20 protein-coding genes are annotated in these 24744 nt (G+C 71.5%); 1 reads left to right on the forward strand and 19 read right to left on the reverse strand.

The annotated features are described in order from the left end of the window. Positions 1–65: 65 nt before the first annotated feature. From fdhD to coxB, 13 genes are all read right to left on the reverse strand, one after another. Positions 66–929, reverse strand: a complete 864-nt coding sequence (fdhD, locus tag ABIC63_RS27050) for a formate dehydrogenase accessory sulfurtransferase FdhD (protein WP_354322030.1) — start codon at positions 927–929, stop codon at positions 66–68. A gap of 160 nt (positions 930–1089) precedes the next feature. Continuing rightward, a complete protein-coding gene (locus ABIC63_RS27055) occupies positions 1090–2484 on the reverse strand; it encodes an MFS transporter (RefSeq protein ID WP_354322031.1) in 1395 nt (464 codons plus the stop codon). Between the two features lie 69 nt (positions 2485–2553). Then, positions 2554–4458, reverse strand: coding sequence for a bifunctional sugar phosphate isomerase/epimerase/4-hydroxyphenylpyruvate dioxygenase family protein (locus tag ABIC63_RS27060; protein ID WP_354322032.1), 1905 nt, complete (start codon positions 4456–4458; stop codon positions 2554–2556). A 155-nt stretch (positions 4459–4613) separates the two neighbouring features. Further along, positions 4614–4856: a formate dehydrogenase subunit delta gene (locus tag ABIC63_RS27065; RefSeq protein ID WP_354322033.1), complete on the reverse strand. Its 243-nt coding sequence runs from the start codon at positions 4854–4856 to the stop codon at positions 4614–4616. Then, complete coding sequence (gene fdhF, locus ABIC63_RS27070) at positions 4846–7737, reverse strand: formate dehydrogenase subunit alpha (RefSeq protein WP_354322034.1); 2892 nt, start codon at positions 7735–7737, stop codon at positions 4846–4848. The genes ABIC63_RS27065 and fdhF overlap by 11 nt, the downstream gene beginning before the upstream one ends. A gap of 48 nt (positions 7738–7785) precedes the next feature. After that, positions 7786–9369 (reverse strand): formate dehydrogenase beta subunit, encoded by a 1584-nt coding sequence (locus ABIC63_RS27075; RefSeq protein WP_354322035.1) that lies wholly within the window; start codon positions 9367–9369, stop codon positions 7786–7788. After that, on the reverse strand, positions 9366–9965 hold the full coding sequence (locus tag ABIC63_RS27080) for a formate dehydrogenase subunit gamma (protein ID WP_354322036.1): 600 nt from the start codon (positions 9963–9965) through the stop codon (positions 9366–9368). The genes ABIC63_RS27075 and ABIC63_RS27080 overlap by 4 nt, the downstream gene beginning before the upstream one ends. 1371 nt (positions 9966–11336) lie before the next feature. Continuing rightward, positions 11337–12287 (reverse strand): LysR family transcriptional regulator, encoded by a 951-nt coding sequence (locus ABIC63_RS27085; RefSeq protein WP_354322037.1) that lies wholly within the window; start codon positions 12285–12287, stop codon positions 11337–11339. A 125-nt stretch (positions 12288–12412) separates the two neighbouring features. Beyond that, entirely contained in the window at positions 12413–13504 is a 1092-nt protein-coding gene (gene apbC, locus ABIC63_RS27090; RefSeq protein ID WP_354322038.1) for an iron-sulfur cluster carrier protein ApbC, read from the reverse strand. A gap of 79 nt (positions 13505–13583) precedes the next feature. Then, positions 13584–14435, reverse strand: coding sequence for a cytochrome c oxidase assembly protein (locus ABIC63_RS27095; protein WP_354322039.1), 852 nt, complete (start codon positions 14433–14435; stop codon positions 13584–13586). 65 nt (positions 14436–14500) lie between these two features. After that, positions 14501–14992, reverse strand: coding sequence for a hypothetical protein (locus ABIC63_RS27100; protein ID WP_354322040.1), 492 nt, complete (start codon positions 14990–14992; stop codon positions 14501–14503). Then, positions 14989–17541: a cytochrome c oxidase subunit I gene (ctaD, locus tag ABIC63_RS27105; protein ID WP_354322041.1), complete on the reverse strand. Its 2553-nt coding sequence runs from the start codon at positions 17539–17541 to the stop codon at positions 14989–14991. Before ctaD ends, ABIC63_RS27100 begins: the two co-directional genes overlap by 4 nt. Further along, positions 17538–18347 (reverse strand): cytochrome c oxidase subunit II, encoded by an 810-nt coding sequence (gene coxB, locus ABIC63_RS27110; RefSeq protein WP_354322042.1) that lies wholly within the window; start codon positions 18345–18347, stop codon positions 17538–17540. Before coxB ends, ctaD begins: the two co-directional genes overlap by 4 nt. 42 nt (positions 18348–18389) lie before the next feature. Between coxB and ABIC63_RS27115 the strand changes: the two genes are divergently transcribed. Further along, a complete protein-coding gene (locus tag ABIC63_RS27115; protein WP_354322043.1) occupies positions 18390–18845 on the forward strand; it encodes a DUF2231 domain-containing protein in 456 nt (151 codons plus the stop codon). Positions 18846–18913: 68 nt separating this feature from the next. Here the strand turns inward: ABIC63_RS27115 and ABIC63_RS27120 are convergent, their stop codons facing one another. The 6 genes from ABIC63_RS27120 to ABIC63_RS27145 form a co-directional block, all read right to left on the reverse strand. After that, positions 18914–19348, reverse strand: a complete 435-nt coding sequence (locus ABIC63_RS27120) for a CopD family protein (RefSeq protein ID WP_354322044.1) — start codon at positions 19346–19348, stop codon at positions 18914–18916. 115 nt (positions 19349–19463) lie between these two features. Further along, positions 19464–19715, reverse strand: coding sequence for a hypothetical protein (locus tag ABIC63_RS27125; protein WP_354322045.1), 252 nt, complete (start codon positions 19713–19715; stop codon positions 19464–19466). 164 nt (positions 19716–19879) lie between these two features. Then, positions 19880–21916, reverse strand: coding sequence for an acetoacetate--CoA ligase (locus ABIC63_RS27130; protein ID WP_354322046.1), 2037 nt, complete (start codon positions 21914–21916; stop codon positions 19880–19882). A 45-nt stretch (positions 21917–21961) separates the two neighbouring features. Further along, positions 21962–22951, reverse strand: a complete 990-nt coding sequence (locus ABIC63_RS27135; RefSeq protein WP_354322047.1) for a Bug family tripartite tricarboxylate transporter substrate binding protein — start codon at positions 22949–22951, stop codon at positions 21962–21964. Between the two features lie 148 nt (positions 22952–23099). Then, the gene (locus ABIC63_RS27140; protein ID WP_354322048.1) at positions 23100–24026 is read right to left on the reverse strand and encodes a helix-turn-helix domain-containing protein; all 927 of its coding nucleotides are present in this window, start codon (positions 24024–24026) and stop codon (positions 23100–23102) included. A 67-nt stretch (positions 24027–24093) separates the two neighbouring features. Then, on the reverse strand, positions 24094–24492 hold the full coding sequence (locus ABIC63_RS27145; RefSeq protein ID WP_354322049.1) for a nuclear transport factor 2 family protein: 399 nt from the start codon (positions 24490–24492) through the stop codon (positions 24094–24096). Positions 24493–24744: the final 252 nt, after the last annotated feature.

The raw sequence follows: 24744 nt of genomic DNA on the forward strand, positions 1-24744 counted from the left end.
GCTGGCGCGGCGCATAGGCTTTTGCTTCCCGCCCCTTGCGGGAGAGGGGTGACGGCGTAGGCCGTTCAGGGCGTGTAGAGCACCCCGCGCGGCGCGCGGCACAGCCCCCACAGGCGCACGCCGCTGGCCTTGGCCATCTGCACACCCATGGCCGTCGGCGCGGAGATCGTGGCCATCGCAGGAATGCCCACCCGCGCGCACTTGCGCACCAGTTCGTGGCTGCCGCGGCTGGACAGCAGCACGAAGCCCGGCGTGCCCAGCCGCCCTTCGCGGGCCAGGCGGCCGATGAGCTTGTCGAGCGCGTTGTGCCGGCCGACGTCCTCCAGCACATCGCTCACCGTGCCGTCCGGCGTGGCCCAGGCGGCGGCATGGATGGCACCGGCCTCGGCGTTGAGGCGCTGGCGCGGCGGCATCTGCCCGAAGCCGCGCAGCACGGTGGGCAGGTCCACCTGCGCCAGCCAGCCCGGCGTGGGCAGCGGCACAGGCGTGAGGTCCAGCGCGGCGAAGCTCTCGACGCCGCACACGCCGCAGCCGGTGCGCCCCGCCAGGCTGCGACGTCGGCCCTTCAGGCGCTCGAAGGCGCGCGTGGAGATCTCCAGCCGCACTTCGATGCCGGGCATGCCCTCGGGCAGACCGGCCGCCGTCGCGTCGACGGCCTCGGCCTCGATGCCGCGGCAGTCGCCGACGGCATCGAGGATGCCTTCGCTCAGCGCGAAGCCCAGCGCAAAGTCCTCGATGTCCTGCGGCGTGGCCATCATCACGGCATGCGAGATGCCGTTGAAGACCAGCGCCACCGGCACCTCGGCGGCCAGCACGTCCTCGCGCTCGATGCCCTCGGGCGGCAGCCCGGCCTCGCCCTGCACATGCACGGGCAGGCGCACGAGCGGAGGCAGGAGTGCGGCGAGATCGGGAGCGGCGTTGGTGGGCATGGCGAAAACGGCAATGGCGGTCGGCACGCGCACCAGCCCGCGCCCAAAGAAAAAGGCCGTGGCGCTGCAAGCACCACGGCCTCGCGATTGTGCCCAGCCCCCGCCGGCGACGCGCCGGCCAGGGCCGCCCGCCGCACGCCGTGCGGGGGCTTGGCGCCGGTCAGGCGCGCGCCGCCTGGGCCAGCGCCTCGTCGCGCAGGCGCATGTATTCGCCTTCGGGCACCGGCGCCGCGTTGGGCTTGCCCAGGTCGTTCATCGCCAGGCGATACGTCTCGCGGGCGGTGAAGCAGGCCACGGCCGAGATCACGGTGATGCCGAAGGCCAGCGCGCCCACGGTCAGCCAGATGTTGGTGGAGCCGGGGGGCGCCACGGCGGCAAAGATGGCCGGGAGCATGGCGGTGATGGCCGTGCCCACGTTCTGCGAGATGGCCATGGCCGACACGCGGGTGCGGGTGGGGAACAGCTCCGGGTAGAAGCTGGGGAACACGGCGTTGTAGCCCTGGTACACGATGCCCCACATCAGCAGCGACATGCAGATGGCCAGCGGCACGCTGCCGATGCTGATGGCATACAGGTAGCCGAAGGCCAGCAGGCCGGCCAGCACCGAGCCCACGATCATGGGCGGGCGGCGGCCGATCTTGTCGGACAGGTTGCCGACCAGCGGGATCACCAGCACGGCCAGGATGTTGCCCAGCACGGGGATCCACAGGTACACGTCCTTGTGGAAGCCGATGCCGTAGGCCGGCTGCACCGCATAGGCGGCGCCGAAGATGGTGGCCACGACCGGGATCACGTTCATCAGCGACATCAGCACCACGCGCAGCATGTCGGGGGCGTGGTGCTTGAAGGCCTCGGTCACGGGCGAGCGCGGCTTGGCGGCGCCTTCCTGGGTGAAGGCGGGCGTCTCGTCCACCTCGCGGCGGATGATCCAGCCGATGATGATGACGATGAAGCTCAGGATGAAGGGCACGCGCCAGCCCCAGCTGTTGAACTGGTCGGTGGGCATGTAGTGCGCCAGCGGCAGGAAGACGGCAGCGGCCAGGATCTGGCCGGCCTGCACGCCCTGCAGCGTGAAGCTGGCGAAGAAGCCGCGGCGGCCGAAGGGCGCGTGCTCCAGGATCATGGAGCTGGCCCCCGAGATCTCACCGGCGACGGCGAAGCCCTGCACCAGGCGGCACAGCACCAGCAGCGCAGGCGCCCACAGGCCGATCTGGTCGTAGGTGGGCAGCAGGCCCACGGCGATGGTCGAGAAGCCCATCATGAACATGCACAGCACCAGCACCTGCTTGCGTCCGCGGGTGTCGCCCATGTGGCCCAGCACGAAGGCGCCGATGGGACGCGCCACGTAGCCCACGCCGTAGGTGGCCAGCGAGGCAATGATGGCGATGGCCGGATCGCCCTTGGGGAAGAAGATCTGGGGAAAGATCAGCGAGGCGGCCGTGGCGTAGATGAAGAAGTCGTAGTACTCCAGCGCCGAGCCGATCCAGCCGCTGGCAGCGGCCTTCTTGGACTGGCGCCGGCCTTCGGGCTCGTTCGCGTGGGAAGAGGTGGACATGGTGCGAGGTCTCCGCTGTGGTGTGGCGTGTGGTTGTGGAACGGATGAGGGTAAGAGGCGACGGCTGACTCAGGCCTGGGCCTGGGCCGCCATGCGGGCGGCGCTGTTGGCGGCGCCATAGCCGTCGTAGGCGCCGATGCGCTGCACGACTTCGAAGAACAGGCCTTCGTCCGCGGCGCGCGTGTAGATGTGCAGGAAGTCGCCCTGCGTGGAGCGGTCGAACAGCACGCCGGCCTCGCGCATGCGCGCCAGCAATGCCGGGTCGAGATCGAAGCGCGTGGGCAGGTCGTCGTAGTAGTTGGGCGAGATCGGCAGGAAGGCGACGCCGCGCGCGCGCAACCGGGCCACCGTATCGAAGATATCCTCGCAGGCGAAGGCGATGTGGTGCACGCCGCCGTCGCCGCGTCGGTTCACCGCGCGGGCGGTGAGCGTGCGCCGGCTGAGCGAGGCATTGAGCACCAGCCTCAGGCTGCGGTCGGCATCGGCCGCAGCGCGGCTGCGCACCAGGCCGAAGGGATCGGCCAGCTCCTGGCTCTCTGCCAGCGACAGGCCCAGCACGGCGCGGGTGAACAGCGTCCAGGTGTCGTACTGGTCCAGGTTCAGGCCCAGGGCCACGTGGTCCACGTGCTGCAGGCCGGCATCGGGCGCCTGCCCCTCGTCCAGCACGAAGTCGGCGGCGAACAGACCGTCGGTGCCGAGCGCCGCGTCGACGAAATGCATCAGGTTGCCGCCGGGCGAGACGATGGCCGGCACCTCCACCTCACCCGGCCCGAGCGGGCTGCGATGGCGCTGCGAGCAGAGGGCGACGGCGCGGTCCTGCGCGGCCTGCGGCTGCGCGGCGCGCAGTCCGAGGGCGCAGACCGAAGGCCCGTGAAGCTCGAAGCGGCTGCGCGCGAAGGAAGCCGGCTCGGCATTGACGATCATGGCGATGTCGCCTTGCCGGTACAGCGTGGCCGCCTTGGACCGGTGGCGGCCCGCGCGGCGGAAGCCCAACTGGCGCAGTTGCACGTCGAGCTGCGGCGCAGTGGCCTCGTCGGCTGCGAATTCGATGAAGGCAACGCCCGCGAAGGCCGGCGCGGCCGGCGGCTCGGCCAGGCCGCGCAGCGTCAGGGCCGAGGCAGCGCGGGCGTCGGGCTCGGACGCCGCGGCGCGGGCTGCCAGGCGTTCGCGCACCTGGCTTTCCAGGTACAGCAGCGAGCGCATCGCGTCCACCGCGGTGCGGCGGTTGGGCGTCTCGCGGAACACGTCGTTGAAGATCTCCAGCGACAGCGGGCCGCTGTAGCCGGCCAGCAGCACCTGCTCGTAGAAGCCCACGACATCGAAATCGCCCTGGCCGGGGAAGGAACGGTGATGGCGCGCCCACTGCAGCACGTCCAGGCTCATCAGCGGCGCGTCGGCCATCTGCAGGAAGAAGATCCTGTCGCCCGGGATGGCGGCGATGCCGGCCGGGTCGTCGCGCAGGGAGAGCGTGTGGAAGCTGTCCAGGATCAGGCCCAGTGCCGGATGGTCGGCGCGGCGCACGATGTCCCAGGCCTGGCCGTAGAGCGAGGTGTGGCGGCCCCAGGCCAGGGCCTCGAAACCCACGCGCAGGCCGCGGCGCGCGGCGCGGTCGGCCAGCGCGTGCAACTGTTCGGCGGCCAGCGCCGGGGCGTCCACGCACAGCGGCGAGGTGTTGGAGCAGCACAGCATCAGCGGCACGCCCATGGCCTGCATGAGGTCGAACTTGCGCTCGGCCCGGTCCAGGCTGCGGGCGAAGGCCTCGGGCGGCATCGCCTCGAAGTCGCGGAAGGGCTGGAACAGGTCGATCGTCAGGCCCAGGTCGGCGGCCATGCGGCCCAGGTCCGCGGCCGAGCCGGGGAAGTGCGTGAAGTCGGGCTCGAACAGCTCCACGCCATCGAATCCGGCCGCCGCCACAGCCTCCAGCTTCTGGCGCAGCGTGCCGCTAAGGGAAACGGTGGCGATGGAACGGCGCATGGCGGCAGAGCTTGGGACGAAGAAGGTCGAGGGTCGGCCCAAAGTGGCCGAAACGGCCGCGACTTTAAGAAGACGCGGCCTGCGCCTACAACGTCGCCCGTGCGCAACTGTTCGCTGAACGCACCTGAGCGTTCGATGATCGCACGCGTCCGGGGTTAACCCTGAACCCGGGCCACCGGTGCGAGCTGCGCGCGATGCGCCGTCACGGCCTCGCGCACCAGGGGATGCAAGGCGGGCGCGCCGGCATCCAGCGCCGCCAGGAAGTCGCCCCGCATGCGCGGCGCCCAGAACTTCTTCAGGTGCTCGGCGATGCCCGCCAGCGCCTCCTCGCGGTCGGGCTGCGCGGCGAAGAAGTCGCCGATGCGGTTGGCCATGCGCACCAAGTTGTCAGCGTCCATCGGTGGCGGCCTCCAGGTGGGCGATCTGCTCGGCATTGAAGCGGGCGTAGTCGCGCTGCCAGGCCGAGCGCTGCTGCGGCTGCAGCACGGGCGCGACCTGCACCGCCGTCACCTTGTATTCGGGGCAGTTGGTGGCCCAGTCGGAGCTGTCGGTGGTGATGACGTTGGCCCCCGACTCCGGGAAGTGGAAGGTGGTGTAGACCACGCCGGGCTGGATGCGCTCGGTGACGGTGGCGCGCAGCACGGTCTCGCCGGCGCGGCTGCTGATGCCCACCCAATCGCCGTCGTGGATGCCGCGTTCCTCGGCGTCGTGCGGATGGATCTCCAGCCGGTCCTCGCTGTGCCACTGGTTGTTGGGCGTGCGCCGCGTCTGCGCGCCCACGTTGTACTGCGACAGGATGCGGCCGGTGGTCAGCAGCAGCGAGAAGCGCGGCGTGACCTTCTCGTCCGTGGCCACGTACTGCGTGACGATGAAGCGGCCCTTGCCGCGCACGAACTTGTCGATGTGCATGATCGGCGTGCCGATCTCGGGCGTGCTGTCGTTGCAGGGCCACTGCAGGCTGCCGTGCCGGTCCAGCTTGTCGTAGCTGACGCCGGCGAAGGAGGGCGTCAGCGCCGCGATCTCGGCCATGATCTCGCGCGGATGCGTGTAGCGCATCGGGTAGCCCAGCGCATTGGCCAGCAGCTGCGTCACCTCCCAATCCGCATACGTGGCCAGCGGCGGCATGACCTTGCGCACGCGCGAGATGCGGCGCTCGGCGTTGGTGAAGGTGCCGTCCTTCTCCAGGAAGGAGGAGCCGGGCAGGAACACATGGGCGTACTTGGCCGTCTCGTTCAGGAAGATGTCCTGCACCACGATGCATTCCATGGCCGAGAGCGCCGCGGCCACATGCTGGGTGTTGGGGTCGGACTGCACGATGTCCTCGCCCTCGCAGTACAGGCCCTTGAAGCTGCCGCCCAGCGCGGCGTCGAACATGTTGGGAATGCGCAGGCCCGGCTCGGGGCTCAGTTCCACGCCCCAGGCGGCCTCGAACTGGCTGCGGGTGGTGGTGTCGCTGATGTGGCGGTAGCCCGGCAGCTCGTGCGGAAAGCTGCCCATGTCGCAGCTGCCCTGCACGTTGTTCTGGCCGCGCAGCGGGTTCACGCCCACGCCCTCGCGGCCGACCATGCCGCAGGCCATGGCCAGGTTGGCGATGCCCATCACCATGGTCGAGCCCTGCGCATGTTCTGTCACGCCCAGGCCGTAGTAGATGGCGCTGTTGACGGGCCGGCCCGTCTTCACGCCCTCGGCATTGCCGGTGGCATAGAGGCGCGCGGCGCCGCGCACCACGGCGGCGGGCACGCCGGTGACGGCCTCCATGGCCTCGGGCGAGTTGTCCGGGCGCGCCACGAAATCTTTCCACGCCCGGAAGGACTTCTCGTCGCAGCGCTCGGCGATGTAGTCCTCGGCCAGCAGGCCCTCGGTGACGATCACATGCGCCAGCGCGCTGATCACCGCCACGTTGGTGCCGGGCTTGAGCGCCAGATGGAAGTCGGCCTGCAGGTGCGGGCCGCGGACCATCTCGGTCTCGCGCGGGTCGATGACGATCAGGCGCGCGCCCTGGCGGATGCGCTTCTTCATGCGCGAGGCGAACACCGGATGCGCCGCCGCCGGGTTGGCGCCGATCACCAAAATGACGTCGCTCTTCTCGACCGACTTGAAGGTCTGCGTGCCGGCCGAGGTGCCGAAGGTCTGGCCCAGGCCGTAGCCGGTGGGCGAATGGCACACGCGCGCACAGGTGTCGACGTTGTTGTTGCCGAAGGCCGCGCGGATGAGCTTCTGCACCAGGTAGGTCTCTTCGTTGGTGCAGCGGCTGGAGGTGATGCCGCCGATGGAGTCCTGCCCGTGCTTGGCCTGGATGCGGCGGAACTCCGAGGCCGCATGGGCGATGGCCTCTTCCCAGCTGACCTCGCGCCACGGGTCGGTGATCTTGGCCCGGATCATGGGCGTCGTGATGCGGTCCTGGTGCGTCGCGTAACCCCAGGCAAAGCGGCCCTTGACGCAGCTGTGGCCTTCGTTGGCCTTGCCGTCCTTCCACGGCACCATGCGCACGACCTGCGTGCCTTTCATTTCTGCCTTGAACGCGCAGCCCACACCGCAGTAGGCGCAGGTGGTGATCACGCTGTGCTCGGGCTGGCCCAGCTCGATGACCGACTTCTCCTGCAGCGTGGCCGTGGGGCAGGCCTCGACGCAGGCGCCGCAGCTCACGCATTCGCTTTCCATGAAGGGCTGGTCCTGCCCCGGCGAGACGCGCGAGTCGAAGCCGCGGCCGCTGATGGTGAGCGCGAAGGTGCCCTGCGTCTCCTCGCAGGCGCGCACGCAGCGGTTGCAGACGATGCACTTGGACGGGTCGTAGCTGAAGTAGGGGTTGGACTCGTCCTTGGCCGCCTTCAGGTGGTTGGCGCCGTCGAAGCCGTAGCGCACGTTGCGCAAGCCGGTGACGCCCGCCATGTCCTGCAGCTCGCAGTTGCCGTTGGCCGAGCAGGTGAGGCAGTCGAGCGGGTGGTCGGAGATGTAGAGCTCCATCACGCCCTTGCGCAGCTTCTGCAGCTTCGGGCTCTGGGTGCGGACCTTCATGCCGGACTCGGCCGGCGTGGTGCACGAGGCCGGGAAGCCCTTGCGGCCCTCGATCTCGACCAGGCACAGCCGGCAGGATCCGAAGGGCTCCAGGCTGTCGGTGGCGCACAGCTTCGGCACCTGCACGCCGGCATCGACGGCGGCACGCATCAGCGAGGTGCCCTGCGGCACGGTGACGGACTGGCCGTCGATTTCCAGCGTGACTGCCTGCGCGGACTCGCGCAGCGGCGTGCCGTGGTCGGTGGTCTTCAGGTGGTCGAGCATCGGGGGCTCCTTGCGGGTCTCGTTCGTTCTTCGTGCGGAGGTGGCGCGTCAGGCGACGGCGCCAGCAGTGGCCTGCGCGGCGGCGGCCGGCTGCAGCCCGAAGTCTTCGGGGTAATGGTCGAGCGCGGACAGCACCGGGTACGGCGTCATGCCGCCCATGGCGCAGAGCGAGCCGGCCAGCATGGTGTCGCACAGGTCGCGCAGCAGCTCGACCTGCTCTTCCTTGGCCGTGCCCGCGCGCTCCGTGATGCGGTCGATCACCTCGACGCCGCGCGTGGAGCCGATGCGGCAGGGCGTGCACTTGCCGCAGGATTCGATCGCGCAGAATTCCATGGCGTAGCGCGCCAGCCGCGACAGGTCGGCCGTGTCGTCGTGCACCACGATGCCGCCGTGACCCACCACGGCGCCCATGGCGGCGTAAGCCTCGTAGTCCAGCGGCACGTCCCACCGGGACTCGGGCACGTAGGCACCCAGCGGACCACCCACCTGCACCGCCTTCACCGGCCGGCCCGAGGCGGTGCCGCCGCCCCAGTCGACGAGCAGCTCGCGCAGCGTGACGCCGAAGGCCAGCTCCACCAGCCCGCCGCGACGCACATTGCCCGCGATCTGGATCGGCAGCGTGCCGTGCGAGCGGCCGACGCCATAGTCGCGGTAGAAGGCCGCGCCGCGCGCCAGGATGATGGGCACCGAGGCGAAGGTGATGACGTTGTTGATCACCGTGGGCTGACCGAACAGGCCCGCCAGCGCGGGGATCGGCGGCTTGGCGCGCACGATGCCACGCTTGCCTTCCAGGCTTTCGAGCAGGGCCGTCTCTTCGCCGCAGACGTAGGCGCCCGCGGCCATGCGCACCTCGATGTCGAAGGCGCGGCCGCTGCCCAGCACGTCGGGCCCGAGGATGCCGGCGGTGCGGGCGATGTCCACCGCCTCGCGCAGCGTGCGCACGGCGAAGGGGTATTCGGAGCGCACATAGATGTAGCCGCGCGTGGCGCCGGTGCTGATGCCCGCGATGGCCATGCCTTCGATGAGCACGTACGGGTCGCCTTCCATCACCATGCGGTCGGAGAAGGTGCCGGAGTCGCCCTCGTCGGCATTGCAGACCACGTACTTGTGGGGGGTGGCGGCCGAGGCCACGGTCTTCCACTTGATGCCGGCCGGAAAGGCCGCGCCGCCGCGTCCGCGCAGGCCCGAATCGGTCACCTGCTGCACCACCTCGGTGGCCGGCATGGCGAGCGCACGGCGCAGGCCGAGCAGGCCGCCGTGGGCCTCGTAGTCGGCCAGCGAGAGCGGGTCGGTGATTCCGACGCGCGCGAAGGTGAGGCGCTGCTGGCGCTTCAGCCAGGGCAGTTCGTCGACCACGCCCAGCGAGAGCGCGTGCACGCCGCCCTGCAGCCAGCCGGCTTCGAACAGCTTCGGCACGTCTTCGGGCGCCACGGGGCCGTAGCCCATGCGGCCCTGCGGCGTCTGCACCTCGACCAGGGTTTCGAGCCAGAGCATGCCGCGCGAGCCATTGCGCACGATGCGCACCGGCTGGCCGCGGGCTGCGGCCTCGCGCTCGATGGCGGCGGCCACCTCGTCGGCGCCGACGGCGAGGGCGGCGCTGTCGCGCGGCACGTAGAGGGTGGTGGGGTTCATGCCGTCACCTCCGTCGCCATGCAGGCGCCGATCACGCGGTCCAGCCGCTCTGGCGAGAGCCGCGCATGGGGACGGCCATCGAGCATGGCGGCCGGCGACTGGGCGCACAGGCCCAGGCAGTAGACGGGCTGCAGCGTCATGCTGCCGTCGGGCCGCGTGCCGCCGGCCTCGGGCAGGCCCAGGCCCTCGCAGGCATGCTGCCAGAGGGCCTCGGCGCCCATGGCCTGGCAGGCCTCGGCGCGGCAGACCTCCAGCACATGCCGACCGGCGGGTTCGCTGCGGAAGTGGTGGTAGTAGCTGACGACGCCATGCACCTCGGCGCGCGAGAGGTTGAAGCCCAGCGCGATCTCACCCACGACCTCGGGCGGCACGCAACCCAGCGCGTCCTGCACGTCATGCAGCGCGGGCAGCAGGCCGCCGCGCTGCAGGGCATGGCGCGCGACGATCTCGCGGACCGTGGCCAGGCGCGGATCGGCGGCTTCGGCGGGGGCGCGGCCCAGCTGGCGCAGTCGGTCGCGCAGTTCGTCGGGGGTGGCGAGCACGCGTTCGCTGCGAACGCGTGCGGGGCCGCTGGGCGGTGTGGGGGTCTGGGCCATCGTGGGGCGGTCACCGGCCGCTTGGGCGCCGCGCCAAGGGCGGGTGGTCAGCAGCCGGGCGGTGACGCTGGAGTTGTCTCGGGCCGAGTGTCCGTGCCGGGGGGGGCGGTCGCAAATTGCTTCGCGACATGGGGTGATTCAAGGAATGAATGGGCCGGGGGTGTGAGGTGAATGGCGTCGGCGTCGGCGTCGGCGTCGGCGTCGGCGTCGGTGCTGGTGGCTGGTGGCTGGTGGCTGGGGGCTGGTGGCTGGGGGCTGGGGGCTGGGGGCTGGGGGCTGGGGGCTGGGGGCTGGTGGCTGGGGGCTGGGGGCTGGGGGCTGGGGGCTGGGGGCTGGCGGCTGGCGGCTGGCGGCTGGCGGCTGGTGCCAGCGTGGGCGTGGCCGGACGCACGAGAGGCAAGGGTGCTAACCCGGCAGAGGACGCCGGCATGCGCGCTCCCGGTGCACGCTCGCGCTGACCGGCTTGTTGCACGTGGCGGGTGCTCGCTGTCCACCAACGTGCTTGCCGCACTGCACGGCGCCGCGAATGGCACCTCCGCACGCACACCGTCATCCTCCGCCTCGACGCTGCGCGCGAGCCCTCCCCTGTTCAGGTCGTGGGGTCTTGAGGCCGTCAGGGCCGTGGAATCCTTGAGTTCAGGGGTCCCCGGGGTCCTGGTCCTGGTCCTGGTCCTGGTACCGGGTTCCTGACGTTCTGGGACGAGGCGGACCATTCAGCCCCAGACCGTTCGGGCTGAGCCTGTCAAAGCCTCGTCACTGAAGCTCGCGCTGAGGCGGAACAGGTTGGCCGAGCCGTTGCGCCGCGCGCCGCTCTGCCCTTCGACACGCTCAGGGCGAACGGATTTCTGGGCCGGCGGCCGACCCCGGCAGTGCAGGCGCACCGTCCAGGCGGAGGGTGCCGGTGTGCGTGCGGAGGTGCCATTCGCGGCGCCGTGCAGTGCCCCAAGCACGTCGGTTGAGAGCGAGCACCCGTCCAGTGCAACAAGCCGGTCAGCGCGAGCGTGCACCGGGAGCGCGCATGCCGGCGCCCTCTGCCGGGTTAGCGTCCCTGCCTCTCGCCCGCCCCTTCAATCCGTCGACCCTTCAATCCGTCGACCCTTCAATCCGTCAATCCCTCAATCCGTTACCCGTTGACCAGCCAACCAGCAACCAGCAACCAGCGCAATTGGCACGTGGAGAAATCGAAAGCCACAGAACGCAGGCGAGGCGACCAAGCAGCACCACTTTCCGCACCCCTCAGCGCCCGATGTTGAACAGCCAAAGAAAGAAGCGCCCCACCATCACCAGCAGCTCCCACAGCGCCCGCAGCGCCTCCAGCAGCCCGGCTTCAGGCGGCGGCATGGCGACTCCCTTCGAGACGACCTACGGACCTCACGCCGCCAGCGCCCCGCCATGCGCCCGCAGTTCGCCCAGCCACTCGGGCGACTGCAGCAGCACCAGCGCCGCCTCCAGCGCCCGCGACGGCCGCACCGCCGCCGGCGCCATGAAGCCCAGCGGCGTGCGCACCGTCGGCAACACCAGGGGCTGGGCCAGAAGACCCGGCTGACCGCGCACCGTATCGACCATCGCCCCCGGCAGCACCGCGCACACATCGCCGGTCTGCACCGCCAGCACCAGCGTGAGCACCGAATTGGTCTCGACCGCCGGCGCCACGCCCGCCGCACCGGCCTCGGTGAAGGCGGCGTCGATGATGGCGCGGTTGTGCATCTCGGGCGTGAGCAGGCACAGCGGCAGCGCCGCCGCCTCGGCCCAGCCGATGGGCTCGCCCATCTGCAGCACCGTGGGCGTCAGGCTTTCGGGGGATGTGCGCAGCAGGAAGTAGTGCTCCTCGATCTGCGGCCATGTCTGCAGCGCCTTGGCCGCCGGGCCCTGCCGGCCGGTGTAGCCCAGAGCCAGGTCGATGGCCAGGTGGTCCAGCCCGGTCTCCAGCTCCAGCGAGCTCATCGACAGCACCGTCGGCACGATGCCCGGATGCCGCACGCGCAGTCGCGCTGCAAAGCGGCTGAGCAGCGGGATGGCCGTGGGCACGGCCGCCATGCGCAGACGCCCGCGTGGCTGGCCCGCCTCGCTGCGCAACTGCTGTTGCAGCCGCTCGTGCTCGTGCAGCATGCGGTGGGCGCTGGCCAGCACCTGTTCGCCCTCAGGCGTCAGTCCCGCATAGGCCCGGCCGCGGCGCACGATGGCCACGCCGAACTCGGCCTCCAGCGCGCGCATGGCATTGGACAGCGCCGGCTGCGTGATGTGGCAGGCCGCCGCTGCCCGGCCGAAATGCCGGTGCTCGGCCAGGGCGGCCAGGTAGCGCAGGGAGGCGAGGAGGTTCATGCGTCGGCAGGGCGGCAAGGCAAGTCAGCCACTGCCGATGATCGCCGGGCTTCCTTGCAAATGGATCGGCCGCCGATCAATTTGCAAGGACCGGGCGGCGCGTGGCCGGCCGCCCGGAAGGCCGATCAGGTGTTCTTGCTCACCGTGATGGTCGGGAACTTGGACGAGAAGTCCTTGGCCTTGCCCGCGATGCCCATGGCCACCTGGCGGGCGACGGCCTTGTACAGGCCGGCGATCTCGCCGTCGGGGTCGGCCACCACCGTGGGCTTGCCGCCGTCGGCCTGTTCGCGGATGGTCATGGCCAGGGGCAGCGCGCCCAGGTAGGCCATGTTGCGCTCGGCCGCCATCTTCTTGCCGCCCTCGTGGCCGAAGATGTGCTCCACATGGCCGCAGTTCGTGCACACGTGCACCGCCATGTTCTCCACGATGCCGAGGATGGGCACGCCCACCTTCTCGAACATGGTGATGCCCTTGCGGGCGTCGAGCAGGGCGATGTCCTGCGGCGTGGTGACGATCACCGCGCCGGTGATGGGCACGCGCTGGCTCAGGCTGAGCTGGATGTCGCCGGTGCCGGGCGGCATGTCGACCACGAGGTAGTCGATGTCCTTCCAGTTGGTCTGGCGCAGCAGCTGGTCCAGCGCCTGGGTGGCCATGGGGCCGCGCCAGATCATGGCCTGGTCGGGGTCGACCAGGAAGCCGATGGACATCAGCTGCACGCCATGGCCTTCCAGCGGGTCCATGGTCTTGTCGTCGGGGCTGGTGGGCCGGCCGCTCACACCCATCATCATGGGCTGGCTGGGGCCGTAGATGTCGGCGTCGAGCAGGCCGACACGCGCGCCCTCGGCGGCCAGCGCCAGGGCCAGGTTGGCCGCGGTGGTGCTCTTGCCCACGCCGCCCTTGCCCGAGGCCACGGCCACGATGTTCTTCACGCCCGGCAGCAGCTGCACGCCGCGCTGCACGGCATGGGCGGTGATCTCGGTCAGCACGTTGACCGACACGTTCTCGACGCCGGGCACGGTGCGGGCCGCAGCGACCAGCGCCTTGCGCAGCGCCGGATGCTGGCTGCGGGCCGGATAGCCCAGCACCAGGTCGAAGGCGACGTCGCCACCGTCGATCTGCAGGTTGCGCACGGCCTTGGCCGCCACGAAGGACTGGCCGGTGTTCGGGTCCTGGACGCTTTTGAGCGCGTCGATCAGGCCCTCGGGGGTCACGGTCATTGGATTTGGCTCCTCAATTGGGCGGCGAGTCTACGGGGCCGGCGCGGCCGCTGCGGCGGAAGGGACAAGCCTCGGACGCTCAGCCGGCCCGGGATGCTGCCGGGCCCGGCTGTGCAGGTCCTGCCGGCACGGCCGGATCGTGCCGCCGCCGTGCCCGCCCACCCTGCCCCGCCCAGCGCAGCACCAGGCCAAGCGCCAGAGCCATGTAGCCCAGGCCGCCCGGCACCCACATCACCAGGCCGGCGATCTGCTGGTCGGTGAGCGGGTCCAGCCCCCAGGCGCGGGCGCCCGGCCCCTGCAGCGGATAGAGCGGCAGGCTGGCGAAGGTCAGCAGCGCGCCGAGCAGACCGGTGTGGGCCAGCGTGGCCAGCACGGCCAGCAGCACGGCGCCGCGCCGGTCCTGCGGCGCATGGACCGCCTGCTGGAAGAAGGCGAAGGACGCCCCCGCCAGCGCCGCCGTCGCGACCCAGTGCACGGCACCGTGGGTCAGCGTGGCGGCATAGACCGCCGGCAGATGCCACAGCCAAAGCAGGCCGCCATGCAGCGCAGCGGCCAGCGGCAAAGCGGCACGCCAGTGGCGGCGCGGCGGCGCCCAGCCCAGGGCCAGCAGGGCACAGCCGGCCACCAGCGTCATGATCTGCACCATGTGTGCAGCGGCCAGCGCGGCGCCCAGACGGCACAGCGGCGACACCAGCGCGAGCACGAGCAGCGCCAGCCCTGCCAGGCGCCATCGGCGGGCGCCGCCGCCGGGCAGTGCCGGGAGCGCATGTCCCAAAAAGGCCGGCGCGATCGCGGCGGGCCCCGCGGCGCGGACGGCCAGCGCCAGCAGCGGCACCAGCACTGCCGGCGCCAGGCTCCAGGCCGCCCACCAGTTCTGCGGCAGGGCGGGCATCGCGTCCAGGGTGCACAGGCGAAGCAGGTCGAGGGGCATGGCGGAACTCCGGAATGAAGGTCGGTGCGCGAGGACGTGGGCAGCGCCGAGGGATGCAGGGGCGCTCAGAGACAGGCAGGCAGCCACAGCAGCGGCAGCGCGACGAAGAACGTAGACACCGCCGCCACGCCATGCAGCACCGCCGAAAGCGCGGCGATGAAGCGCCGCCGTTCGCGGCGCTGGGCGAAGGCGCTTTCGGGCACCTCGCCCGGAGGGTCGTCCGCCTCGGCCTGGCCCACGGCATCGGCCGGAAGCGCAGGACGACGGGGGCCCGGCGGGTCCAGTCCCCGCAGCGTCTGCGCATGGCGCAGGCAGCGCCACGCCGCCAGCACCAGCAGCGCGATGGTGAGACCGGTCGCCAGCATCAGCACCGCATTGGCCGCATTCCCGGGCGTTGGCGCACCGGCCGTCCAGCGCGGCGAGCAGGCGAGGGACACGCCCCCGTAGGCCACCACGAACCAGACCGACCACAGCGCGAAGCCGGCCACCAGCTGCCACGGGCTCTCGGGCGACAGCCAGCGCAGCAGGCGGGGCGCGCCGGCACCATGGCCCCTCATGCCCACCCCCGCGGCACCAGCGCGAACGCCAGCCATGCCAGGACGCAGGCACCCGCCGTGTAATGACAGAAGGCCGCGACCACGCCGGGCTCGTAGGGCCGGCGCGGACCCACATGACCCGCACGCACCCGTGCCGCCTGCATCAGCGCCAGCACGCCGGCCAGCAGCGCATGGAAGCCCAGGTAGAGCAGCGTGACGGCGACGATGGCATCGTGTGCCTGCAGGCGCGGGCGCAGATCGAGCGTCGCACCCAGCCATGCCAGACCGCCCGCGGCGGCCAGCGCGAGCAGGCCGGCCGCCGCCAGGCGCAGGGCGAGCGCGCCACCCTCCGCGCGCCGCAGCCGCTTGACCGCATCGCCCATCGACACGCTCGATGCGACCGCCAGCCCAGTCACGGCCAGGAGCGGCCACAGGCCCAGCACCGGCCGCGCTGGCGCCTGCCAGCCCGGCGCCACCGTCCACAGGTAGAGCCAGCCGAAGAGCAGCGAGCTGAAGAACGCCCCATCGGCCAGCAGCGTGAACTTCATGCCCCACAGGCCCGGCCCATCGAAGCCATGGGTGTGCGGGCGCAACACCACGCCGTGGACTTCGGTGACGGCCTCCTGCTCCTCGTGCGGCGCGCCGTAGCCTGGATGGTCGCCATTGACCCAGGCCCAGCGCAGCAGCACCAGCGCCGCGCCCGCACCGAAGATCGCCGCCGGCACATAGGCCTTGAGCAGCAGCATCACGCACAGCAGCGCGATCAGCAGCGCCGCGTGAAAAGGCAGCCAGCTGTTGCCCGGCAGCACGATCAGCTCGGTGGGCCGTGCGGCCACGGGGCTGCTGCCCAGCGTCTCGCGCGCCGCCACGCCGCGGGCCAGGGCATGCCGGCCGGCGGCGATCTCGGCCGGCAGGCCGGGCCGCGTCCACAGCGGATGGCGCGTGTGCACCGCGGGCTGGCTGGCGAAGTTGTAGGCCTCCGCAGGCATGGCGGTGGCCCATTCCAGCGTATCGGCCTTCCAGGGGTTGACCTCGGCCCGCCGGCCCAGGCGCCAGTGCAGCGCCAGGTCCAGCAGCACCGTGACCACGCCGAAGGCCATGACGAAACCGAAGACCGAGGAGATGAGGTTGGGCCATTCCCAGCCCAGGCCCGGCTCGTAGGTGTAGACGCGCCGCGGCATGCCCAGCAGGCCCGTCCAGTGCATCACCAGGAAGGTGCCGTTGAAGCCGATCACGGTGAGCCAGAAGCCGGCCCGCGACAGCCGCTTCGACGGCATGCGCCCGCTCATGTGCGGCAGCCAGTAGTACAGACCCGCCAGCAGCGGGAACAGCATGCCGCCCACCAGCACGTAGTGGAAGTGCGCCACCACGAAATGCGTGTCGTGCACCTGCCAGTTGAAGGGCACCAGCGCCAGCATCACGCCCGTCAGGCCGCCGGCCACGAAGACCACCAGGAAGGCGGCGATCCACAGCATGGGCACCTCCCAGCGCGGCCGGCCGGTCCACAGCGTGGCGAGCCAGGCGAAGATCTGCACGGCCGTCGGAATGCCCACCAGCATGCTGGCCGCCGAGAAGAAGGCCTGCGCCAGCGCCGGGATGCCCAGCGTGAACATGTGGTGCACCCACAGCCCGAAGCTGAGGAAGCCGATGCCGATGAGCGACGCCACCACCCAGCGGTAGCCCACCAGCGGCCGGCCGGCAAATACCGGCACGATGGTCGAGATCAGCCCCGTGGCGGGCAGGAAGATGATGTAGACCTCCGGATGGCCGAAGAGCCAGAAGAGGTGCGCCCACAAGAGCGGATCGCCCCCGCGCGTCGGGTCGAAGAAGGCCCAGCCGGCGGCGCGCTCCAGCTCCAGCAGCAAGGAGCCCAGGATCAGCGGCGGAAAGCCGATCACGATCATCAGAGAGGTGACCAGCATCGCCCACGCGAACACCGGCATGCGCTGCAGCGCCATGCCGGCCGAACGGGTGCGCAGCACCGACACCGCCAGCTCGATGGCCGCCGCCATGGTGGAGATCTCCACGAAGGTGATCCCAATGAGCCAGAAGTCCGAGTTGATGCCGGGCGAGTACACGTTGCTCGACAGCGGCGTGTACATGAACCAGCCGGCATCGGGCGCCAGCTCGAACGCCAGGCTGCTGGTGAAGATCACGCCGCCAAAGAGGTAGCACCAGTAGCCGAAGGAAGACAGGCGCGGGAACACGAGGTCGCGCGCGCCGATCATCTTGGGCAGCAGGTAGGCCGCGATGCCCTGCAGCATGGGCACGGCGAACAGGAACATCATCAGCGTGCCGTGCATGGTGAAGGCCTGGTTGTAGGCCTCCACGCCCATGAAGTCGTGCTGCGGCAAGGCCAGCTGCGCGCGGATCAGCATGGCCAGCACGCCCGCGATCAGGAAGAAGGCGCCGCCCGTGAGCATGAAGCGCTGCGCGATGGTGCTGTGGTTGACGGCGGCCAGCACGCGCCAGCCGGGCGGGTTGCGCCAGGTCTCGTGCAGGGCGCGGTGCAGGGCGTCGTCGGCCTGCTGGTTGGTGGCCTCGCTGGTGGGTTGCTCGCGCTCGGTCATCGGCCAGCCTCCTGCGCGACGGCGGCGGCCACGGCGGGTGGCCGTGGCGTCAGGGCGGCAGCGGGCGGCGCGTTCAGCCACGCATCGAAGGCCTCGGCCGGCATGGCCTGCACCACCATCGGCATGTGCGCATGGCCGGCGCCGCAGAACTCCGCGCAGACACCGCGGTAGGTGCCGGGCCGGTCCGCCTGCAGCCGCACGACCAGCGTGCGGCCCGGCACGGCGTCGAGCTTGCCGCCCAGTCGTGGCACCCAGAAACCGTGGATCACGTCGGCGCTGCGGGTGTGCACGTCCACCGCGCGGCCGGCGGGCAGACGCAGCTCGTTGCGCAGGCGCCGGCCGGTATCGGGGTAGTGCACCTCCCACCACCACTGGTGGCCGGTCACTTCCACCCGAAGCGGTGCGGCCGCCGCGCCCGGCCAGGGCAGCTGGTGGAAACCGGCCGGCGAGCCGAAGACCAGCAGCGCCGTGATGGCGGTACCCGGCAGCAGCAGCCCGCCGCCCACCAGACATCGGCGCGCGATGCGACGCTGACGAGCGCCATCAGCGGCCCGGCGCGCCTCCTGGCCGGAGCGGTGTTCGCCCCCTTTTTTGACACCCGCCGATTCGCCCTTGCCACCGCAGCGGTCACGACCGGCGCGCATGGCCAGCGCGCCCAGCACCATCATCAGCAGCCAGACCGCCGCCGCCACGCCGAACATCCACCACCACACCTGCGCGATGGCGCCGGCCGAGGGCCCGGCCGGGTCGAGGACCGACAGCGGCCCCCGGCATCCGCCGAGGAGCGGCAGCAGGCCCAGCCCCACAATGGCCGGATGAGCGCCGCACCTCCGAGCCCGGGCCAAGTGATGCCCGAACCCATCCGCAGCCGCGCGGCCATTGCCGGCCATCCGCTGCATCCCATGCTGATCCACTTTCCCGTGGCGGCGCTGATCGGCCTGGTGGGGACCGACGGCGCCTGGTGGTGGACGCAGGACCCGTTCTGGGCGCGCGCCGGCCTGTGGCTGGCGGGCGTGGGCGCGGCCGGCGGCTGGGTTGCCAGCATGGCCGGGCTGATCGACCTGCTGACGGTCAGGCGCATCCGCCGCCTGGTCACGGCCTGGGGCCATGCCATCGTGGCCGTCATGATGCTGTCGCTGGCCACGCTGAACTGGGCGTTGCGCTGGCGTGCCGAGGACCCGGCCCAGTGGCTGTGGCCCTGGGGCGCGGGCATCACGCTGTTCACGGCGGGCTTCATCGCGCTGGCCGCCTACCTCGGCGGGCGGCTGGTGTACGAGAAGGGCGTGGCGGTCGACATGACCTGAGATGGCGCGGAGGCGCCCCGCGTGCGTCTGCAGGGACGTCGCAGGCGCCAGGCCCCATGGCACGGCCCTCATGGCAGCGTCCCGTCCAGACCGGGCTTGCGCAACACCAGCCAAGCGATGGCCAGCAGCAGCGGCAGCAGCAGCGCACCGATGAGCAGCGCGGCGCGCCGCGCAGACTGCCCGCGCTCCACGCGCAGGATGAGCAGGCCGTAGCTGGCATGGCCCAGCGCCAGCAGGCCGACCAGCACCAGCTTGGCCAGCAACCACAGCCCGAGCGTGCCCTGCACCACGAAGATCAGCGTGCCCGAGCCGATGGCCAGCAGCGCGGCCGGCGTGGCCACCCAGATGAACAGGGCGCGCAGGATCTCGTCCTGCGGCTCGCCCAGGGCTGCCGGTCGGCGCCGGGCGTCGCCGGACGCGGCTGCAGTCGCCAGCGGCAGATAGAGCAGCGAGCCGCACCACAGGATGACGGCGCCGATGTGCAGGACCTTCAGCCAGGGCATGCCGCCCTCGCGTCAGAAGGCAGGCGCGACGCGCATTGCGGGCCCGGCAGGCGGAACCCGTGACCCAGGCACGGCATGCCCAGCGGAGCATGCGGGCGGATTCGACACCGCGCGCTCAACGCACGTCCACCGGGGCGTCGCGCCCCTTGGCGGCGGGATGAGGTGCGCCGCTGGCGTCGCCCTTCTCGCATACCTTCTCGCCATCGTGGCTGCCAGGCTCGTGCGGCGGCGGCAGGTCCGCATCCTGGGACTGCGCGGGCCGGCGGCGCCGGCTGCCTGGCTTCAGGCGGCCTTCTTCCTCCAGCTTGCGCGCCTGTTCCCGGCTGCCGGTGGTGGCCGCGCGCGTGCGCGGCGTGCTCGTGGACATCGCCAGACCCCTTGCTCGAAACGGGCCGGCACCGCGGATGGCGCCGGCGGGTTCGGGTCAGGTCGCGTGTCCTGTAGTTGTGTGTTGCGGCGACGGCACCCCGGGCTCTCCCCCTGCGTACCATCGTAGGAAGCCCGGCGCGCGCCCGCTGTCGGACAACGGAGCTATGAGGTCGAGCGCGCCAGGTACTGCCGCGCAAAGTCCACGAACCAGTCGATGGCCGCGGGCTGCGCGAGCGCATCTCGCTTGACCACCTTCTCCAGCGGCTGGCCCAGCAGCAGCTTCTTGACGGGCAGCTCCAGCTTCTTGCCGGTGATGGTGCGCGGCACCAGCGCCACCGGAACGATCTCGTCGGGCACGTGGCGGGCCGAGAGCCCGGTGCGTAGCGCCTGGCGGATGCGCTGGCGCAGCGGCTCGTCGAGTTCGATGCCGGGCCGCAGCTGCACGAACAGGGCCATCCAGGACGGGCGGCCCAGGTATTCGAGGTCCACCACCAGGCTGTCGGCCACCTCCTCCAGCTGCTCCACCACGCGGTAGAACTCGGCTGTGCCCATGCGCACGCCCTGGCGGTTGATGGTGGCGTCGGAGCGTCCGTAGATGACGCCGCCGACGGCGCCCGGCCGGGGCACCAGCCGCAGCCAGTCGCCGTGCCGCCAGACGGGGCGGCCCGCCGCGTCCTGGAAGGTGTCGAAATAGCTCTCGCGGTAGCGGCTGCCGTCTTCGTCGCCCCAGAAGAACAGCGGCATGGAGGGCAGCGGATTGACGCAGACCAGTTCACCGACCTCGTCCATCACCGGGCGGCCGTCGTCGCTCCAGGCCTCGACGCGGGCGCCCAGGGTGCGGCACTGCATCTCGCCCAGGTACACCGGCAGCGTGGGCAGGCCCACCAGGAAGCCACCCGCCAGGTCAGTGCCGCCGGAGACCACGTTGAGCCACAGGTCGGGCCGGATCGACGCGTACATCCAGGCGCAGGCCTCGGGCGACAGCGGCGAGCCGGTGGAGCCGAGTGTGTGCAGCGCGTCCAGGTCGGCGATGTCGCGCGGCACGATGCCGGCCTTCATGCAGGCCTGGTGGATGGCCGCCCCCGCACCGAAGAAGGTGGCGCGCGTGCGGCCGGCGAGCTTCCACAGGTGGCCCCAGTCGTGCTCGGGCCCGTCGCCCGTCACGCTGCCGTCGTACAGCACCACGGTCGCGCCGCCCAGCAGGCTCATGATGTGGGCGTTCCACACCATCCACGAGGTGTTGACGGCCCACAGCACCCGGTCGCCGGGATGCAGGTCGTTGTGCAGCACCATGTTGACCATGCCGTTGGCCAGCACGCCGCCATGGCCGTGCACGATGGGCTTGGGCAGGCCGGTGGTGCCCGAGGAATAGAGGATCCACAGCGGGTGATCGGCCGGCAGCGGCTGCGGCGCCACGGCCGACGGCGTGGCCAGGGCGTCGGCCCAGGGCTGCCAGCGCCGGGCCTGCACCTGGGGCGGCGGCGCGGCATCGGCCGCGAGGTGGGGCACCCACAGCACCGCCTGCACGCTGGGCAGCCCGGCCAGGATCTCGTCCAGCGGCGCCCGGCGGTCGAAGGGCTTGCCGGCGAAGCGGTAGCCGTCCACGGCGATCAGCACCTTGGGCGCGATCTGGCGGAAGCGGTCGCCGACGCTTACCGGCCCCATGTCGGGCGCGCACAGCGTCCAGATGGCGCCCAGGCTGGCGGCGGCCAGGAAGGCCACGACGGTCTGCGAGATGTTGGGCAGGTAGCCCGCCACGCGGTCACCGGGTTGCACACCCAGGTCGCGCAGCGTGGCGGCCACGGCGCCGACCTGACGCTTCAGCTCGGTCCAGCCCATCTCGCCGCTGCCGCCGGCCTCGCTCTCGTAGACGATGGCGGGCGTCTCCAGCCCCTCGTGGCGCAACACCTGCTGCACGAAGTTCACCCGCGCGCCCGGAAACCAGCGGGCGCTTGGCATGGGCGCGTCCTCCAGCATGCGCGCGGGCAGCGGGTCGAAGGGCAGCGCGAAGAAGTCGAGCACCGCACGCCAGAAGCCCTCGGTGTCCTGAACCGACCACTGCCACATCGCCTCGTAGCCGTCGAAGTGCAGGCTGCGCTCGCGCTGCAGCCATTGCGCGAAGGCCGTGATCAGGGCACGGTCGCGGCGAGCGTCATCGGGCGTCCAGAGGGGGGTGGGCGGATGTTCGGAGGGGGTCATGGGCGGTCGGTTGAAGGGGGCGGCGTATCGCTCGCCGGCAGGGTTTCAGGAGTCGGCCGTGAAGCCGATGCGCGGCACCTGCACGCGCCAGAAGTCGGTGTCGGCCTTGAGTTTCGCCGCCAGTTCCTTGGGACCGACGAACTGCGCGCTCATGCCGAATTCGGCCAGGCCCTGCGCATAGTCCGGCTGCGCAACGGCCGCGCGGGCGGCCGTCGCCAGCCGCTCGATGACGGCCTGCGGCGTGCGGGCCGGCACGAAGAGCCCGAACCATTCGGTGTTCTCCAGCGCATAGCCCTGCTCCGCATAGGTGGGCAGCTCCGGCGCGAAGGGGCTGCGCGCGCTGCCGCTGACGGCCAGCAGGCGCAGCCGGCCCGAACGCAGTTGCGGCAGGTAGCTGCCCAGCACGGTGGAGTAGCCCGCCACCTGGCCGCCCATCAGGTCCTGCAGGCCGGGCCCGTCGCCGCGGTAGGGCACATGGGTCAGCTCCACGCCGGCCATCTTGCCCAGCAGGCTGCCCAGCAGGTGCGGCGTGGAGCCCGCGGCGGGCGAGCCGAAGGCCGCCTGCGCCGGATGGGCCTTGGCCCAGGCGATGAAGTCGGGCAGCGTCCGGACGCTGGCCGGCACCGCGGGCCCGACGGCGAAGGCGAAGGGGAAGGTGCACACCATCGCCACCGGCACCACGTCCTGCGGTGCATAGGGCGGCTTGCGGTAGGTGAAGGGATAGACGCTGAAGGGCGCTGGCGGCGACAGCAGGACCGTGCCGCCATCGGCCGCGGCCTCCTTGACGGCACCGACCGCAATCTGCGTACCGGCGCCCGGCCGGTTGTCCACCAGCATCGTGGGCGCATAGGCGCCGCGCAGCTTCTCGGCCAGGCGGCGGGCCACGTTGTCGGTGCTGCCGCCGGGCGGAAAGCCGACGACGATGCGCACCACCTCGGGCGTCTGCGCCGAGGCCAGGCGCGGCCACAGTGGCAGGGCGGCGGTGGCGCCCAGGGTGCCCAGCAGGCGGGCGGTGAACTGGCGGCGGTCGGTCATGGCGAGGTCTCCTTCAGGCCCGGTCTCGGTGCTGCCGGGCTCGGTGCGCACTGTGCCGTGGGCGGCGATGGAGGCCTGTCGGTTTGTTGCGCCGGCTGTCGGCGCCTTGCGCCACTGCGGGAAAGTCCTGAGACGGATCGGCGGGCGCTCAGCCGCCGCGTCGCCACGCCGTCGGCGACTGGCCCCAGTGCCGCCGGAAGGCCTGCGAGAAATGCGGCGCCGAGCGGTGGCCGGTGCGCGCCGCGATCTCGGCGATGTCGAGCGAGGTCTCGCGCACCAGCTGGGCGGCGTGCGCCATGCGCTGCGCGTTCAGCCAGGCGTGCGGCGTCATGCCGTACGAGGCCTTGAAGGCGCGCGCGAAGTGGAAGCTGCTCAGGCCCACCAGCCGCGCCATGCGCTCGACCGTCCAGTGGGCGTCGAGCGCCTCGCGCACTGCCTCCTCCAGCTGTTGCATCTGCCGTCGCAGCAGCCAGGCGCCACCGCGCAACGCCCGGTGCGGGCCGGCATAGTGGCTGAGCAGGTGCAGCGCCAGGGCCTGCGCCACATGCTCGCCGAAGCCGCTGTGCAGCGCCGCCTGGCTGTCCAGCGCACCGAGCAGCATGCGGGCGAAGCCGTCGAGCACGGGGTCGTCGCGGCCGAAACAGCTGTGCAGCGTGACCTCGGCCTGCGCGCTGCGGTGGAGCCAGCTGGGGGCCACGTCGATGTGCAGGTTGTCCCGCGGCCGGGCGCTGCGCCAGAAGCTGGGCAGGCCCGCGGGCACGACCACGGCCTGCCCCGGCTGCCAACGGGTGCGGCCCACGCTTGCGCCGTGGCGCTGCAGCAGGTCGGTGGGAATGGCGCGACGCACGAGGATGGTGTGCTCGGCCGTGGGCGGCACGTAGAGGTCGCCCTCGGGGCCGACCTGGTGCCACAGCATCAGGCCCGGCCAGGGCAGGCCCTGGCTGGAGCGGCGCACGGAATGGCCGGGCAGGGCCTGCCAGGGCTCGCGGGCGGGCGAGGCACCTTCCAGCGCGCGCCAGCGGCGCAGGTCGAAGCCGCCCGGGGTGTTCGCGGTCGGATCGGATTCGAGGTTCATGGCGGCGGTGCGGGCATGGCGGTGCGCGCGATGCTACTGCCGCGGCCCGCCCCGCCCCGCGCCGTCCTCAGCCGCCCTTGCGGGCCGCCAGCATCTCGCCCATGCGCTGGTGGATCAGGTTCACCGCCTTGAGCGGCCGCAGCATGACCTTGAACTGGGTGATGCGGCCATCGGCGTTCCAGCTGATGATGTCCACGCCGTTGACCTCGATGCCATCGAGCGTGACGGTGAATTCGAGCACGGCATGGTCGGCCGCGATGGTTTCGCGCACATAGCGGAAGCTGTCGTTGAAGAAGACCTGGAAGGCCGCCGTGAGGTAGGCGCTGACGATGGGCCGGCCCACCTGCGGCGTGTGCACCACGGGCGAATGGAAGACGGCGTCCTCGGCCAGCAGGGCCCAGAGGCCGGCGCTGTCGTGGGTCTGCACCAGGCGGTGCCATTGGGCCAGGGCGGCGGGGTGCGTCATGGGTGTCTCGGTGGGCGCGGGCGGCCCTGTTTCTTGGGGGACACGGAAGGTAGCGCAGCCGGCCTCGCGAGGGCCGTCCGCTGGGTGACAGCGGGAGTACGGCATGACGGGTCCAAGGGATCGCGCGGCCGTCGCGTGTCTTTCTCCCTCTCCCGCGAGGGGAGAGCAACTGTGTTCAAAGTCAATGGTTAGTTCATGCAGTGGCGTGCTGTGGATAACCAGGCTGCCAGGGCACGCCCGATTTGATAACCG

Source organism: Pseudacidovorax sp. 1753, from assembly GCF_040544975.1.
In the GTDB taxonomy this organism is placed as follows: domain Bacteria; phylum Pseudomonadota; class Gammaproteobacteria; order Burkholderiales; family Burkholderiaceae_C; genus Xenophilus.

Coding starts and splice junctions, on each gene's coding strand:
- fdhD (WP_354322030.1), bottom strand. CDS start 929: ATGCCCACCAACGCCGCTCCCGATCTCGCCGCACTCCTGCCTCCGCTC.
- ABIC63_RS27055 (WP_354322031.1), bottom strand. CDS start 2,484: ATGTCCACCTCTTCCCACGCGAACGAGCCCGAAGGCCGGCGCCAGTCC.
- ABIC63_RS27060 (WP_354322032.1), bottom strand. CDS start 4,458: ATGCGCCGTTCCATCGCCACCGTTTCCCTTAGCGGCACGCTGCGCCAG.
- ABIC63_RS27065 (WP_354322033.1), bottom strand. CDS start 4,856: ATGGACGCTGACAACTTGGTGCGCATGGCCAACCGCATCGGCGACTTC.
- fdhF (WP_354322034.1), bottom strand. CDS start 7,737: ATGCTCGACCACCTGAAGACCACCGACCACGGCACGCCGCTGCGCGAG.
- ABIC63_RS27075 (WP_354322035.1), bottom strand. CDS start 9,369: ATGAACCCCACCACCCTCTACGTGCCGCGCGACAGCGCCGCCCTCGCC.
- ABIC63_RS27080 (WP_354322036.1), bottom strand. CDS start 9,965: ATGGCCCAGACCCCCACACCGCCCAGCGGCCCCGCACGCGTTCGCAGC.
- ABIC63_RS27085 (WP_354322037.1), bottom strand. CDS start 12,287: ATGAACCTCCTCGCCTCCCTGCGCTACCTGGCCGCCCTGGCCGAGCAC.
- apbC (WP_354322038.1), bottom strand. CDS start 13,504: ATGACCGTGACCCCCGAGGGCCTGATCGACGCGCTCAAAAGCGTCCAG.
- ABIC63_RS27095 (WP_354322039.1), bottom strand. CDS start 14,435: ATGCCCCTCGACCTGCTTCGCCTGTGCACCCTGGACGCGATGCCCGCC.
- ABIC63_RS27100 (WP_354322040.1), bottom strand. CDS start 14,992: ATGAGGGGCCATGGTGCCGGCGCGCCCCGCCTGCTGCGCTGGCTGTCG.
- ctaD (WP_354322041.1), bottom strand. CDS start 17,541: ATGACCGAGCGCGAGCAACCCACCAGCGAGGCCACCAACCAGCAGGCC.
- ABIC63_RS27115 (WP_354322043.1), top strand. CDS start 18,390: ATGCCCGAACCCATCCGCAGCCGCGCGGCCATTGCCGGCCATCCGCTG.
- ABIC63_RS27120 (WP_354322044.1), bottom strand. CDS start 19,348: ATGCCCTGGCTGAAGGTCCTGCACATCGGCGCCGTCATCCTGTGGTGC.
- ABIC63_RS27125 (WP_354322045.1), bottom strand. CDS start 19,715: ATGTCCACGAGCACGCCGCGCACGCGCGCGGCCACCACCGGCAGCCGG.
- ABIC63_RS27130 (WP_354322046.1), bottom strand. CDS start 21,916: ATGACCCCCTCCGAACATCCGCCCACCCCCCTCTGGACGCCCGATGAC.
- ABIC63_RS27135 (WP_354322047.1), bottom strand. CDS start 22,951: ATGACCGACCGCCGCCAGTTCACCGCCCGCCTGCTGGGCACCCTGGGC.
- ABIC63_RS27140 (WP_354322048.1), bottom strand. CDS start 24,026: ATGAACCTCGAATCCGATCCGACCGCGAACACCCCGGGCGGCTTCGAC.
- ABIC63_RS27145 (WP_354322049.1), bottom strand. CDS start 24,492: ATGACGCACCCCGCCGCCCTGGCCCAATGGCACCGCCTGGTGCAGACC.